Origin of the sequence: Streptomyces sp. NPDC058697 (assembly GCF_042715345.1) — a bacterium.
GTDB lineage: Bacteria > Actinomycetota > Actinomycetes > Streptomycetales > Streptomycetaceae > Streptomyces > Streptomyces liliifuscus.
Genome location: NZ_JBHXSU010000029.1, coordinates 15,017 through 28,484, shown reverse-complemented (window position 1 = coordinate 28,484; position 13,468 = coordinate 15,017). Strand labels below are relative to the sequence as shown.

13 protein-coding genes are annotated in these 13,468 nt (G+C 70.1%); 8 read left to right on the top strand and 5 right to left on the bottom strand.

The features are described from left to right. Nucleotides 1-126: 126 nt before the first annotated feature. From ACFWXQ_RS40160 to ACFWXQ_RS40150, 3 genes are read right to left on the bottom strand one after another with little or no spacing between them, the layout of a single operon-like run. Nucleotides 127-1,032 (bottom strand): carbohydrate ABC transporter permease, encoded by a 906-nt coding sequence (locus ACFWXQ_RS40160; RefSeq protein ID WP_383935534.1) that lies wholly within the window; start codon nucleotides 1,030-1,032, stop codon nucleotides 127-129. 4 nt (nucleotides 1,033-1,036) lie between these two features. Further along, nucleotides 1,037-1,969 (bottom strand): carbohydrate ABC transporter permease, encoded by a 933-nt coding sequence (locus ACFWXQ_RS40155; protein ID WP_383935532.1) that lies wholly within the window; start codon nucleotides 1,967-1,969, stop codon nucleotides 1,037-1,039. Beyond that, nucleotides 1,966-3,294: an ABC transporter substrate-binding protein gene (locus ACFWXQ_RS40150; RefSeq protein WP_383935652.1), complete on the bottom strand. Its 1,329-nt coding sequence runs from the start codon at nucleotides 3,292-3,294 to the stop codon at nucleotides 1,966-1,968. The genes ACFWXQ_RS40155 and ACFWXQ_RS40150 overlap by 4 nt, the downstream gene beginning before the upstream one ends. Nucleotides 3,295-3,506: 212 nt before the next feature. Between ACFWXQ_RS40150 and ACFWXQ_RS40145 the strand changes: the two genes are divergently transcribed. The 5 genes from ACFWXQ_RS40145 to ACFWXQ_RS40125 all read left to right on the top strand — a co-directional run bounded on the left by ACFWXQ_RS40145 (nucleotide 3,507) and on the right by ACFWXQ_RS40125 (nucleotide 9,089). Further along, entirely contained in the window at nucleotides 3,507-4,562 is a 1,056-nt protein-coding gene (locus ACFWXQ_RS40145; protein WP_383935530.1) for a LacI family DNA-binding transcriptional regulator, read from the top strand. A gap of 155 nt (nucleotides 4,563-4,717) precedes the next feature. After that, nucleotides 4,718-5,794 (top strand): LCP family protein, encoded by a 1,077-nt coding sequence (locus tag ACFWXQ_RS40140; protein ID WP_383935528.1) that lies wholly within the window; start codon nucleotides 4,718-4,720, stop codon nucleotides 5,792-5,794. Between the two features lie 146 nt (nucleotides 5,795-5,940). Beyond that, nucleotides 5,941-6,297, top strand: a complete 357-nt coding sequence (locus tag ACFWXQ_RS40135) for a YciI family protein (protein ID WP_055618818.1) — start codon at nucleotides 5,941-5,943, stop codon at nucleotides 6,295-6,297. A gap of 40 nt (nucleotides 6,298-6,337) precedes the next feature. Continuing rightward, nucleotides 6,338-7,657, top strand: a complete 1,320-nt coding sequence (locus ACFWXQ_RS40130) for an RNA polymerase sigma factor (protein ID WP_383935526.1) — start codon at nucleotides 6,338-6,340, stop codon at nucleotides 7,655-7,657. Nucleotides 7,658-7,913: 256 nt separating this feature from the next. After that, nucleotides 7,914-9,089, top strand: a complete 1,176-nt coding sequence (locus tag ACFWXQ_RS40125; RefSeq protein ID WP_383935524.1) for a dipeptidase — start codon at nucleotides 7,914-7,916, stop codon at nucleotides 9,087-9,089. Between the two features lie 106 nt (nucleotides 9,090-9,195). Here the strand turns inward: ACFWXQ_RS40125 and ACFWXQ_RS40120 are convergent, their stop codons facing one another. Further along, nucleotides 9,196-9,561, bottom strand: a complete 366-nt coding sequence (locus ACFWXQ_RS40120; RefSeq protein WP_383935522.1) for a VOC family protein — start codon at nucleotides 9,559-9,561, stop codon at nucleotides 9,196-9,198. Between the two features lie 291 nt (nucleotides 9,562-9,852). Here ACFWXQ_RS40120 and ACFWXQ_RS40115 point away from each other — a divergent pair, with 291 nt between their 5' ends. The 3 genes from ACFWXQ_RS40115 (at nucleotide 9,853) to ACFWXQ_RS40105 (ending at nucleotide 11,853) form a co-directional block, all read left to right on the top strand. Continuing rightward, entirely contained in the window at nucleotides 9,853-10,278 is a 426-nt protein-coding gene (locus ACFWXQ_RS40115) for a peptidase inhibitor family I36 protein (protein ID WP_383935519.1), read from the top strand. A 7-nt stretch (nucleotides 10,279-10,285) separates the two neighbouring features. Continuing rightward, complete coding sequence (locus ACFWXQ_RS40110; RefSeq protein WP_383935517.1) at nucleotides 10,286-11,266, top strand: hypothetical protein; 981 nt, start codon at nucleotides 10,286-10,288, stop codon at nucleotides 11,264-11,266. An 86-nt stretch (nucleotides 11,267-11,352) separates the two neighbouring features. Then, complete coding sequence (locus tag ACFWXQ_RS40105) at nucleotides 11,353-11,853, top strand: CGNR zinc finger domain-containing protein (protein ID WP_383935515.1); 501 nt, start codon at nucleotides 11,353-11,355, stop codon at nucleotides 11,851-11,853. A 127-nt stretch (nucleotides 11,854-11,980) separates the two neighbouring features. Here ACFWXQ_RS40105 and ACFWXQ_RS40100 read toward each other — a convergent pair whose 3' ends face one another. Then, nucleotides 11,981-13,324, bottom strand: coding sequence for a UDP-glucose dehydrogenase family protein (locus ACFWXQ_RS40100; protein ID WP_383935513.1), 1,344 nt, complete (start codon nucleotides 13,322-13,324; stop codon nucleotides 11,981-11,983). Between the last annotated feature and the right edge of the window lie 144 nt (nucleotides 13,325-13,468).

Sequence of the window (13,468 nt, the reverse complement as noted above, 5' to 3'; positions counted from 1 at the left end):
GCGATGGGGGTCCCCCCGCGCGAGCGAAGCCGAGCGTGGGGGAGTCGTCGACTGACGACAACGCTGCAGATGTGCGTGCCAGACCCCGCGTCTCCGGCATGATCCGCCGGACAGGCCCTCGGGGGTTCATTTGCCGCCGACTCCCATCAGGCCGCCCACCAGGGCTCGGCGGGCCACCAGGTACACGGCGAAGATGGGGATGCCGGAGAGGACTACCGAGGCGAGCAGGGCGGGGATGTTCACGCCGAACTGGCTGACGTAGTTGAAGAGTCCGAGGGTCAGGACGCGCGGGCCGTCGGACTGGGTGAAGATCAGCGGGAAGAGGAAGCCGTTCCAGGCCTGGAGCGCCGCGAAGATGACGACCGTGCTGATGCCGCCCTTGGCCAGCGGGATGGCCAGTTGGAACAGCATGCGTTGAGGGGATGCTCCGTCCAGGGCCATCGCCTCGTACAGGTCCTCCGAGACGTCACGCAGGGTGCCGACGAGGACCAGTACCGAGACCGGCATCGCGAAGGCCGCCGTCGGCAGGATGACCGCCAACAGGCTGTCGTACAGATTGAGTTGGGCTATGAGGAGGTAGAGGGGGACCACTACCGCCTGGGCCGGGATCGCCACGCCGAGGAGGAACAGCCGGAAGGCGAGGCCCGACCAGCGGTCGCGGGTGCGGACGGCGACGTACGCGATCGGGACGGACAGGCCGAGGACGATGGCCACGACCGCGACGGCCACGATCGCGGTGTTGCTGAGCAGATGACCGAAGCCGCTGTTCAGCACGGTGTTGTAGTTGTCGAGCGTCGGACTCGTGGGCGGGTTCAGCGGGTTGCCGGTGAGTGCCTTGTCCTGGCTGGTGAGCGAGGCCGACAGCATCGCGTAGATCGGGACGACGACGATCGCGAGCCAGATGACCGAGCCGAGGCCCGAGACGGGGTTGCCGCGCTTCGTCCAGTGCTTGCGGCGGCGTTGCGGGGGCGGTGGCGTGGGACGCTCCTCGGTCTTCGCGGGACGCGGGCGCGGCAACGTATCGTGTGACACTCCGTCACATCCCTTCGCGGGTGCTGCGCATGCTGCCGAAGCCGGTCAGCCGCACGAGGATCAGGGACAGCCCCGTGGCGGCCACCACCAGGAAGGACGCGATGGCGCTCGCGTAGCCGAAGTCGTAGCTCTTGAAGCCCGCCTCGTACATCAGGTACGGCAGGATCGCCGTGTCGGTGCCCGGGCCGCCCTTGGTGAGGATCAGCACGGTCTCGAAGTACGTGAGCGAGCCGACGACCAGCAGCACGGTGGACGTCGTGACGGTGTGGCGCAGCTGAGGAAGCGTGATCGAGAAGAACTGGCGGTAGCGGCCCGCCCCGTCGATCGCCGCCGCCTGGTAGAGCACCTCGGGTATCTGACGGGCCCCGCCCTGGTAGATCAGGGTGTGGAAGGGGATGAACTGCCAGCCGCCGACGAAGACGATCGCCAGGAACGCGCCGCTGGAGGAGCCCAGGATGTTCTCCTGGATGATGCCGAAGTTCGGGTCGAGCAGGGCGTAGAAGAGCAGCGCGATCGCCGTCGAGGAGAGCAGGAACGGGACGAAGAAGATCGCGGAGAGGAGCGCCCGGTTGCGCTGGCGGCCCGCCGCCCAGACGCCGAGCAGCAGCGCGACCACCGTCTGGAAGACCCAGCTCGCCGCCGTCAGCAGGACCGTGAGCCACAGGGACTGGACCATCCGGTCGTCGTCGATCAGCTTCCGCCAGTTGTCCAGGCCGACCGGCTGCGGGTCGCCCAGGCCGTCCCAGCTGGTGAAGGAGAGATAGAAGGCCAGGACCATCGGGACCACGGCGAAGAACGCGAAGAACAGGACGCCTGGCAGGGCCCACGCGGCATGCGGGCGGCCGACGGCGGAGGACTTGGACGACTTCGTGGGCGGGGTGGACGTGGTGGCTGTCGGTTCCGTGGGGCGGGCCTTCGGCGGGCTCGGTGCGCTCACTTCAGCTCCTTGAGCGCCGACACGAACTGGCTCGGCGAGGACTTCCCGACGAACAGCTTGTTGATCTCGGTGAGCATCGGGGTCGCGATGTCCGCGCCCAGCGCCTGGTCCCAGGAGAGCGTGAAGGCGGGCGCCTTCTCGACCATCTCGTACTGGAAGGTGGCGAACTCCGGATTGGGCGAGGCCTCCAGCAGCTTGGCCGCGTTGGCCGTCGTAGGGATGTCGCCGTTGGCCACCAGCGCCTTCGCGTACGCCTCCGAGGCGCAGTCCTTCAGGAAGGCGATCGCGGCGTCCTTGTTCTGCGTACGGGTGTTGACGGACCAGTAGTTGGTGGGGTTGCCGACGACGTTGCGGATGTCGCCCGTGCCGCCCTCGACCGTGGGGAACGCGCACCAGCCCAGGTTGTTCTTCGCGAAGGACGGGAACTTGCCGAGCTGCGTCGAGTACTCCCACGAACCCATCAGGTGCATCGCCGCCTTGCCCTTGGCGAAGACGGCCGGGGCGCCGCCGTTGACGTACGACACCGAGCTGAACTTCGAGCCGAACGCGCCGTCGTCGATGAGTTCCTTGACGGTCTCGGCGGCCTTGAGGACGGCCGGGTCGCCCCAGGCGGACGCGTCGCCGCCCTGGATCTTTGCGAAGACCTCGGGGCCGCCGATGCGGTCGACGAGGTACTCCAGCCACATCAGTTCGGTCCAGGTGTCGGCGCCGCCGAGCGCGAACGGGGTGATCTTCGCGGCCTTCAGCTTGGCGTTGATGTCCTGCAACTCGGCCCAGGTGGTGGGTGGTTGGAGCTTGTGCTCGGCGAAGACGGTCTTGTTGTAGAAGAGGATGACCGGCTGCATGCCGCGCATCGGTATGCCGTAGTTGCGGCCGCCGAGTCCGCCGGCCGCGAGCACGGAGGGCAGGAAGCCCGACTTCAGGACCGGGTCGCCCTCGATGGTGTCGGTCAGGTCGACGAGCTGATTCGCCTCCTGGTACGCCTTGATGGAGCCGCCGCCCCAGTTGAAGAAGACGTCCGGGGCGCTCGGGGAGCCCATCGCCGTGCGCAGCTTGGCCGAGTAGTCCGAGCCCGGGACCTTCTCCAGTTTCACCTTGCCCTTGGCCGACTTGCTGGCGGCGGACCTGTTGAAACGGTCGACGGCCGCCGTCTGGACCTTCACCGCGTCGTCCCCGTACACCATGGCGGTGATCGTGTTGCCGCCCCCGCCGGAACCGTCGCCGGAGCCGCAGGCGGTCAGACCAGTGGTGAGCAGGGTGGTGGCACCGGCGCCGAGGACCCAGCGCCTGCTGAACGTCCTGCTGCCGAACGTCCCGCTGCCCAGGCTCCCGGGGTTGCCGGGGCTGTCCGGGCTCGCGCCCGTGGGCTGCCCGCCCGTGGGCCGTCCGCCGTTGGACCGCCCGCTGATCGACTCCATGACAGCACCTCTTTTTGGACTCGCGACACGAATGTTTCGGTATGCACTTCGAATGTTCCGGGAACGTATGGCTGCCGAAGGGCTTCGTCAAGAGGTTGCGCAGGGATACGATCCGGTCCATGACTCGCCCGAATCCCGCTGTAGCCCAGTCGGCGACACTCGCCGAGATCGCCCGCGAGGCGGGAGTCTCCGCTCCGACTGTTTCGAAGGTGCTCAACGGCCGTGCCGATGTGGCCCCCTCGACCCGCACCAGGGTCGAGGAACTGCTGCGCAACCACGGCTATCGGCGCCGCCGGGCCGAGGCGTCCCGGTCGCCGCTGATCGACCTCGTCTTCCACGAACTGGAGAGCGCGTGGGCGATGGAGGTCATCCGGGGCGTGGAGAACGTGGCGCGGGACGAGGGGCTGAGCGTGGTCCTCTCCGAGAGCGCGGGCCGCCTCACGCCCGGGCGCACCTGGGCCGACCAGGTCGCCGCCCGCCGCCCGCACGGCGTCGTCCTCGTCCTGAACGGGCTCGACGAGTCCCAGCGGGCGCTGCTCACCAGCCGCTCGATCCCGTTCGTGGTGGTCGACCCGGCGGGCGACCCGGGCGACGACGTGCCGTCCGTGGGCGCCACCAACTGGCAGGGCGGCCTCGCGGCCACCCGTCATCTCGCCGACCTCGGCCACCGCCGCATCGGCGTGATCAGCGGACCCTCGCGGATGATGTGCAGCCGGGCCCGGCTCGACGGCTACCGCGCGGCGCTCGACACGGCCGGGCTGCCGGCCGACCCGGCGCTCGTGCGCACCGGCGACTTCCACCACGAGAGCGGCTACCGGGAGGGCCTTGCGCTGCTGAAGCTCCCCGACCGCCCGACCGCCGTCTTCGCCGGCAACGACCTCCAGGCGCTCGGCCTGTACGAGGCCGCCCGCGAACTGGGTCTGCGCGTACCGGAGGACCTCAGCATCGTCGGCTTCGACGATCTGCCGGTGGCCCGCTGGGTCGGCCCGCCGCTGACCACGGTCCGTCAGCCGCTCACCGAGATGGCCGAGGCCGCGGCCCGGCTCGTCCTCGACCTGGGCCGCGGCGAGCGCCCCTCGGCGGCGACCCGGGTGGAGCTCGCCACGAGCCTGGTGGTGCGCAGCAGCACTGCGGCGCCGGCGGGGGAGGGGCGGGCGGCGTACTTCGGGGCGTAGTGATCGAAGCGGGACGTCGAAACTTTCGAATGCTTTCGTCGGGTGCCGGCCATCCCTGGTTCCCGGCTGAGAAGACTCAACGAAATATGAGAGTTTGACTAGGAAAACCGGGAAGTGGTTCCTCCTTGTAATAATTCGGACTTACGTTCCTGTCTGTGAGCGGAGAAGACGAACACGGGGGCGGGGGCGCCGAGACACCCGGCGCGGGGCGGCAACGATCCAGACGGGCACGGCTGTTGAGGGCCGCGGGAATCGCGCTCGGCTGCGCCCTGGTCGTCTCGCTGGCCGGCGCGGCATGGGCGTACTGGCATCTGAACCAGAACATCAAGAGCGTCGACATCGACAGCGCGCTGGGCGACGACCGCCCGGCGAGGGCGATGTCGACGCCGAGTCCCTACGGCGCGGCCTCCCCCTCACCGCTCCCGAGCGGCGCGCTCAACATCCTGGTCCTCGGCTCCGATTCGCGGGACGGCGAGCGGAACAAGGAACTTGGCGGCGGCAGCAGCGGCGGGGCCCGTTCCGACACCGCGATGGTCATCCACCTCGACGAGGGCCGGACGAAGGCGACCGTCGTGAGCATCCCGCGCGACACCCTCGTCACGCGCCCCTCCTGCCCGCGGGAGTCCGGCGGTTCGACATCGGTGTCGTACGGCGCGATGTTCAACACCGCGTACTCGGTCGGCGGGCCCGTCTGCGCGGTCAAGACCGTGGAGTCCATGACCAACGTCCGCATGGACCACTACATCGAGATCGACTTCGCGGGTTTCGCCGATCTGGTGGACGCGCTGGGCGGGGTCACGGTGACGACGGACGAGGACATCTCCGACGAGGACAGCCACCTCGAACTGGAGGCGGGCACCCACCATCTCGACGGTACGAAGGCCCTGGCCCTCGCGCGCACCCGGCACGGCATAGGCGACCAGAGCGACCTCGGCCGCATCGGCCTTCAGCAGCAACTGGTGAAGGCCCTCCTCGACCAGGTCGACTCCACGAACCTCCTCACCAGCCCCACCCGCCTCTACCGCGTCGCCGACGCCCTCACCGACAGCCTCACCACGGACACCGGCCTCAACTCCCTCACCGAGCTGATGAGTCTCGGCCAGAGCCTGAACTCCCTCTCCTCCGCCACGACGGAGACGGTGATGATGCCGGTGGTCCCGGCCCCGTCCGACCGCAACCGGGTGGTCGCGAACGAGCCGGAGGCGAGCGAGCTGTGGGAGTCGCTGCGGTGAGGATCGGCGTCTGCCGAAGGAATCTCGAAGGAATCTCGAAGAAATCCGGCTGAGCGTGTCGATCCGGGCCTGCCCCGATCGACGCACGGGTGAGAGGGAAGGTGGGACAAGCCCCGCCCCCGTACCGAGAGATTCAGGGAGTCACCATGCCCCGCTACCTGTCGATGATCCGGATCGATGAGCAGAACGCGCCCGCCGAGGGGCCGAGCGACGAGCTCATGGCGCGGATGGGGGAGCTGATCGAGGAGATGACGAAGGCCGGGGTGCTGCTGGACACCTCCGGGCTGAAGCCGACCGCGGAGGGGACGCGGGTGCGGTGGGAGGGCGGCGAGATGTCCGTCACCGACGGGCCGTTCACCGAGGCCAAGGAGGTCGTCGGCGGCTACGCGATGCTGCAGGCCAAGGACAAGGCCGAGGCCGTCGAGTGGACCAAGCGGTTCCTCCAGATCCACGAGGCCCACTGGACGGTGACCTGCGAGGTACGGGAAATCGTCGAAGGCTGATCCTTGGCCGTACGGGGCCGGGGGTGTCTGATGGTGGAGCGTGACACCAGAGTCAGAGCCAGAGGCAGAGCTTGAGACCGGGGCGGCAGGCAGTCCCGCCTCGGCAGGCACCCCCGCCCACGCCATCGAGACCGTCTTCCGTATCGAGTCGCCCCGCATCATCGCCGGGGTCGCGCGCATCGTGCGGGACGTCGGGATCGCGGAGGAGCTGGCGCAGGACGCGCTGGTCGCCGCGTTGGAGCAGTGGCCCCGGGAAGGGGTGCCCGGCAATCCCGGGGCCTGGCTCATGGCCACGGCCAAGCACCGGGCCATCGATCTCGTACGGCGGCGCGAGCGGTACGCGCGCAAGCTCGTGGAGATGGGGCGCGACCTGGAGGCGTCCGCGCCGCACGGGCACGTCGACGAACCGGCCGATCCCGACGACATCGACGACGACCTGCTGCGGCTCGTCTTCACCGCGTGCCATCCCGTGCTGTCCGCCGAGGCCCGTATCGCCCTCACCCTGCGGCTGCTCGGCGGGCTGACCACCGTCGAGATCGCCCGCGCCTACCTCGTCCCGGAGGCGACCGTCGCCCAGCGCATCGTGCGCGCCAAGCGGACGCTCGCCGCGAAGGCCGTCGCCTTCGAGGTGCCGTACGGGCCCGAGCGCGAGGCCCGGCTCGGGTCCGTGCTCGAAGTCATCTACCTGATCTTCAACGAGGGGTACGCGGCCACCGCGGGCGACGACCTGCTGCGCCCCGCGCTCTGCGAGGACGCCCTCCGACTCGCGCGTGTGCTGGCCGAGTTGATGCCCAAGGAACCCGAAGTACACGGGCTGGCCGCCCTGTTGGAGATCCAGACATCCCGGTCGGCCGCGCGCACCGGGCCGTCGGGCGAGCCCGTACTCCTCAAGGACCAGCAGCGCTCCCGGTGGAACCGGCTCCTCATCCGCCGTGGGTTCGCCGCCCTCGCCCGTGCGGAGGCCGTGTCCACGGGGGGTGGGCCCGGGCCGTATGTGCTGCAGGCCGCCATCGCCGCGTGCCACGCCCACGCCTATTCGTACGAGGAGACCGACTGGGGGCGGATCGCCACGCTGTACGGGCTGCTCGCGGCCCGGGCTCCTTCTCCGGTGGTCGAGCTGAACCGGGCCGTTGCCGTGTCCATGGCCGAGGGGGCAGAGGCCGGGCTCGTCATCGTGGACGCGCTCGTCGACGAACCGGCGTTGCGGGGCTATTACTTGCTGCCCAGTGTGCGGGGGGATCTGCTGGTGCGGCTCGGGAGGGTGCGGGAGGCGCGGGGGGAGTTCGAGAGGGCGGCTTCCTTGACGCGGAACGAGCGGGAGCGGGGGCTTTTGTTGGGGCGGGCGGAGGAGTGTGGGTAGCTCCGCCGGATGGCTCCGCCGGTTCGCTTTGAGGGCGGGTGGTTTGGAGTCTGCGGGTGGGTGGGGGCTGGGCGCGCAGTTCCCCGCGCCCCTTGCGGGGCGATGGTTGCCGGAGCCAGTCAGGGGACTCACGGTGCCGCGCCCCTTTCGGGGCGCCCCGGGGTGTCGCTCGAACGGCTCATCCACCGCGAGGCTCTCCGGCTGTCGTGGCACGGTGGGGATACCAGTCGCCACCACCGGACCCGGGAGCGTCGTCATGGCAGATCTGCAGGACGAACTGCACGCAACCACCGAGGTCGGCGAGCTGGATCGCCCCGATGTCGAGGGGGAGTTCGAGCCGGATGTTCTTGAGCTCCAGGACGAGCGGGGGCTCGCAGGCGATGCCGGACCCGAGGGACCCGAGGGACCCGAGGAGGTCGCGGCCGACGATCCCCTCGTGCGCGCGCACGCCCTGCTCGCCGCCCACCCCGTCGCCGACGGCTACAGCGGTCTGCCGTGGGCGCTGCGGCACCTGCCCTGGTACGACCTGGAGCTCGGCGAGAGCACGATAGACACGGACGTGCCCAGGCTGAGGGAAGGGCACGTGGCGGCGTTGTTCTGGTCGCTGCATCTGTCCGAGGGCCTCGTCGGCGAGCGGGCGGTCGGGGCCACGCTGGAGCAGCTCGACCTGGTGAGGACCGTGGTGGAGGCCCATCCCGAGGGCCTGCGGATGGCCCACAGCGCGGCGCAGGTCACGGACGCCAGGAACTGCGGGCGGGTCGCCGTGCTGCTCGGTCCCGCGGCCGCCGCCGCGCTGGACGACTCGCTGGGCATCCTGCGCGCGCTGCACGCCCTCGGCCTGCGCGTCCTCACCCTCTCCGGCGCGTCCTGGGCCGGCAAGAACGGGCTGACCAGGTTCGGCGAGGAGGTCGTACGCGAGACGAACCGCATCGGCGTGCTCGTCGACCTGTCCGGCGCCTCCGAAGCGACCGTCCACCGCGCCCTCACCATCTCCAAGTCCCCGGTCGTCTTCACCCGTTCCGCCGCCCGCGCCCTGCGCCCCCACCCGGCGAACCTCCCCGACGACGTGCTCGTCGAGCTCGGCATCACCAAGGGCCTGTGCCTGGTGCCGCTGACCGCCGAGCAGACGGGCCCGTCGGTACGGGACGTCGCGGACCACCTCGACCACGTACGCGCGCTCGCGGGACCGGAGTGCGTGGGCCTGTCGGGGACGTACGACTCCGGGGCCGCGCATCCCCAGGACCTGTCCGACGCCTCGGGGTATCCGCGCCTCGTCGCCGAACTCCTCGGCCGCGGCTGGTCCGAGTCCGACCTGGCGCTGCTCACCTGGGGCAACGTCCAACGCGTCCTGCGCAGCGCGGACTTCACGGCTCGCGCCGCGCGCAGCCGGCGGGAGCCGTCGACGGCGAAGATCGCCGAGTTGGACGGGTAGCCCGGCCCAGCCCCCCGGGGGTTGTTCTTCGGCTGCGGGTGGGTGGGGGCTGGGTGCGCAGTTCCCCGCGCCCCTTAAAAGCACCGGCCTCAGCCCCCGTTCTGCCTCAGCAGGCGCAGAGGCAGAACGGGTGGCCGGCCGGGTCCGCGTACACCCGCCAGCCCCGCTCCCGGTCCTCCGCCTCAAGGACCTTCGCGCCCAGCGCCAGGACCTCCTTCTCCGCCGCGTCCAGGTCCTCGACCGTCAGGTCCAGATGGAACTGCTGGGAGCCGTCGGGCGCGGGCCACCTCGGCGGTACGTGGCCGGGGGCGGCCTGGAACGCCAGGGTCTGTCCGCCGGGCAGCCGCACGTCGACCCAGTCGGCCTCCCCCTCGGTCTCGACGGTGCCACCCAGCACCTCGGCGTAGAACGAAGCGAGCGCGCGGGGGTCGGGACAGTCCAGAACGACGGTGCCCAGTTCGGCGACAGCCATGACTTCCTCCTCGGTCGTTGCCTCTTGTTGCCTGTTGCTACCTGTGCGACCTGTTGTTACCTCTGGATCCGGTCAACCAGTAACCGTTACCGCATGCTGCCCCAATGAAGGTAACGGCGCAAGGGGGTGGGAGTGGGGCGGAAGCGCGGTGAGTGTTTCGAACGTGACAATCTCGATGGACGTGACATGTACCCCTCGGGTAACTTTCCGGCGGGGGTTTGATCACTGATGCCCCCTCAGCTTTCACTGATCCTTCGTTTTCCTTCGTATCTCGTCTCAGGGGGACTGTTCATGATGAAGTCGCGGCTCGGCGCGCTGGCGATGACGGGTGCTGCCACCGTCGCCATGATGGGGCTCTCCACCGGTACGGCCCAGGCGGGCATCGCGGGGTACAACCTCTGCGCCCAGGCCACGGGTTCCGTCTACAACTCGCTGTGCCTGTACTACAACTCCAACCAGGAGGGCTCGTTCGCCGCGTTCACGCGCAACGTCGCCGACCTGGAGCCGTGGATCTTCGGCCACATCGGTACGCCCAACAGCGCCGGCCAGGGCCAGGGCGTCAAGAACAACGCGGCCAGCGCCGCCAACCCGGGCAGCAACTGCTGGCGCGTGTACTTCAACAGCAACTACGCCGGTGCCAGCGACTACATCGGCGACAGCGGATACCGGCAGCTCACCTCCACGTACAACGAGAACGCCTCCGTGAAGGCGTGCTGACGACCCGATGAGACGACCACTCCCGCGGGCCACGTACTCCGTGGTGCTGATCTCCGCCCTCGCCGCGGGACTGCTCAGCGGCTGCTCGAACAGCTCGAACAGTGGGACGCCGGGCGACTCGGAGCCCTCCGGCTCCGCCGAGGCGCGGGCCCAGGCCCCGGCCTCGGCCGAGTCGCTCGGCTTCACCCCGCGACGCCTCGATCTCCCCGTGTACGACTACCAGTTGAGCCCGTCGCAGTACGCGAAGGTCGCCGAGGCGAAGCAGGTCCTCGTCACCGCGTGCATGAAGCGGTACGGATTCTCCTGGAGCACCCCGGCCCCCACGATTCCCCGCCAGGACCGCAGGTACGGGGTCATCGATCTCCGCGCCGCGCAGCGGTACGGCTATCACCTGCTCCCCACGGACAGCTCGGCGGCGGCGCCCGGAGCCCCCACCCCCTCCAAGGAGGAGATGGCGGCCCTCACCGCGGGACAGCTGCTCGACGGCGACACCGGTGCGTCCCGCCTCGCCGCCGGGTACGACGCCCCGGTGAAGCGGGTCCGCGGCAAGGCGGTGCCGCCGGGCGGCTGCGCGCAGGAGGCCGAGCGGAAACTGCTGGGCCGGGACGACCTGCGGTCCGAGGCCGGGGTCGTGAGCCGGATCAACACCGAGTCGTTCAGCTCGTCCATGAGGACCCCGGCCGTGAAGGCGGTCTTCGCCAAGTGGTCCTCGTGCATGAAGAAGGCGGGGTACGACTTCACCGACCCGCTCAAGAGCATCGGGTCCGCCGATCTGAACGTACCCGCCGCGCCCAGGGCCGAGACCGAGCTCGCGACCGCGGACGTGAAGTGCAAGGAGTCGGTGGACCTCGTCGCCGTCTGGAGTCGCGCGGAGACCTCCATCCAGCGCACGATGATCAAGAAGAAGGCGTCGGCGACGGCGGCCCAGCGCGCCGACAACGCGACGCGACTGCGCAACGCGGCGGAGGTCGTCGAGAAGTCCGGGTGACGGCAGACGCTGCCGGCGGCTGTACGTGGGGCGGTCCGGGGCGGCGGCGGTTACCGCATGGCCGCCGCCGGAGGTAACGTCGCGGTATGAATGACCGCGCGCCCGCACCCGATGGGCTGGCCCTGCTCCAGTCCCTGGTGAACACCCTGGACATCGAGTCGGGTGCCGACTCCCTGGACACGGTGGAGGGGCGCGCGGGGCTGGGCCTGGCGGAGGCCGACGTGGAAGCCGCGCGGGAACTGCGTGAGTCGCTGCGGGCCGTCTGTCTCGCGCACGCCGGCCATCCGGCGCACCGGGAGGTACGCCCCCTCGACGAGCTGCTCGCTTCCGCCTCGCTCGTCGTCACGGTCTCCGCCGCGGACGGCTCGGCGGCCCTCCGCCCGGCGGACCCGGCCGCCCTCACCTCCCGGGTCGCCGCGGCCGTCGCCGAGTCCCTCACCGCCGGCACCTGGCTCCGCCTCAAGGCCTGCGAGGCGCCGGACTGCCACTGGGCGTACTACGACCGCAGTCCGGCGGGGCGGGGCCGCTGGTGCTCGATGTCCGTCTGCGGGGCACGGGCGAAGATGCGCCGCTACCGAGCGAAGTAGCCTCCGGCTACGGAGTGGCCCGGCCCTTCCTCGCCGCCGAGCGCGAACCCACCAGCAGCAGGCACAGGAGTGCAGGGCTGTGCCCGGCGAACAGCAAGCCGTCAAGCCGTCAGGCCGTTGTGGCGGCTCAGGCGGACGGTCGGCCCATCGCCCGGTACGTCCAGCCCGCGGCCCGCCACACGGCGGGGTCGAGCGCGTTGCGGCCGTCGAGCACGACGCGGTCCGTCACGGTCTCGCCGAGCGCGGCCGGGTCCAGCTCACGGAACTCGCGCCACTCGGTGAGGTGCAGGACGGCATGGGCGCCGCGTACGGCCTCCGCGGCCGTCTCCGCGTACGCCAGCGTCGGAAAGAGGCGCCGGGCGTTGTTCATGCCCTTGGGGTCGTAGACCGTGACCTGGCCGCCCTGCAGATGGATCTGCCCGGCGACATTCAGCGCGGGCGAATCCCGGACGTCGTCCGAATCCGGCTTGAAGGTCGCGCCGAGCACCGCGATCCGCTTCCCGAGGAACGATCCGCCGCCCAGGGCCTCACGGGTCATTTCCACCATCTGACCGCGGCGCCGCATATTGATGGAGTCGATCTCGCGCAGGAAGGTGAGCGCCTGGTCGGCGCCCAGTTCACCGGCGCGTGCCATGAACGCGCGAATGTCCTTGGGGAGGCATCCGCCGCCGAAGCCGATGCCCGCGCGCAGGAACTTCTTGCCGATCCGGTCGTCGTGGCCGATCGCCTCGGCGAGCTTCACGACGTCGCCGCCGCCGGCCTCGCAGACCTCGGCCATCGCGTTGATGAACGAGATCTTGGTGGCGAGGAAGGAGTTCGCGGCGGTCTTCACCAGCTCGGCGGTCGGGAAGTCGGTCACCACGAAGGGCGTGCCCTCGGCCAGCGGCGTCGCGTACACCTCGCGCAGCAGCTTCTCGGCGCGCTCACTGCGGACCCCGGCCACGATGCGGTCGGGGTGCAGCGTGTCCTGGACGGCGAGGCCCTCGCGCAGGAACTCGGGGTTCCAGGCCAGCTCCACCTCCTCGCCGGCGGGGGCGAGCTCGACGAGCGTGCGGCCCAGCCGCTCGGCCGACCCCACGGGCACGGTGGACTTGCCGACGACGAGGGCGGGGCCCGTCAGATGGGGCGCGAGCGAGGCGAAGGCGGCGTCGACGTACGACATGTCGCACGCGTACTCACCGTGCTTCTGCGGGGTGTTCACGCACACGAAGTGGATGTCGCCGAACTCCGCGACCTCGGCCCAGTCCATGGTGAACCGCAGCCGCCCGCTGGACCCCTCGATACCGGCGACGTGCTTGGCCAGCAGCTCTTCGAGACCCGGCTCGTACATCGGGACCTCGCCCCGCTGGAGCATCTCGATCTTCTCGGGTACGACGTCGAGTCCCAGCACCTCGAACCCGAGCTCGGCCATGGCCGCGGCGTGCGTGGCGCCGAGGTAGCCGGTGCCGATCACGGTGATCTTGAGGGCCATGGATGCTCCAGGTAGGTGTCCGTCAGGTATCCGTCAGGGGTGCGCCTGCAGTGCGCCTTCGAGTGCGCTGACCGAGCATAGTCGGGGCTTGTTCGAGTGCTTCACCGGGCAGTTTCCCCCTTGTCGCCAAGCTCACGTATCACT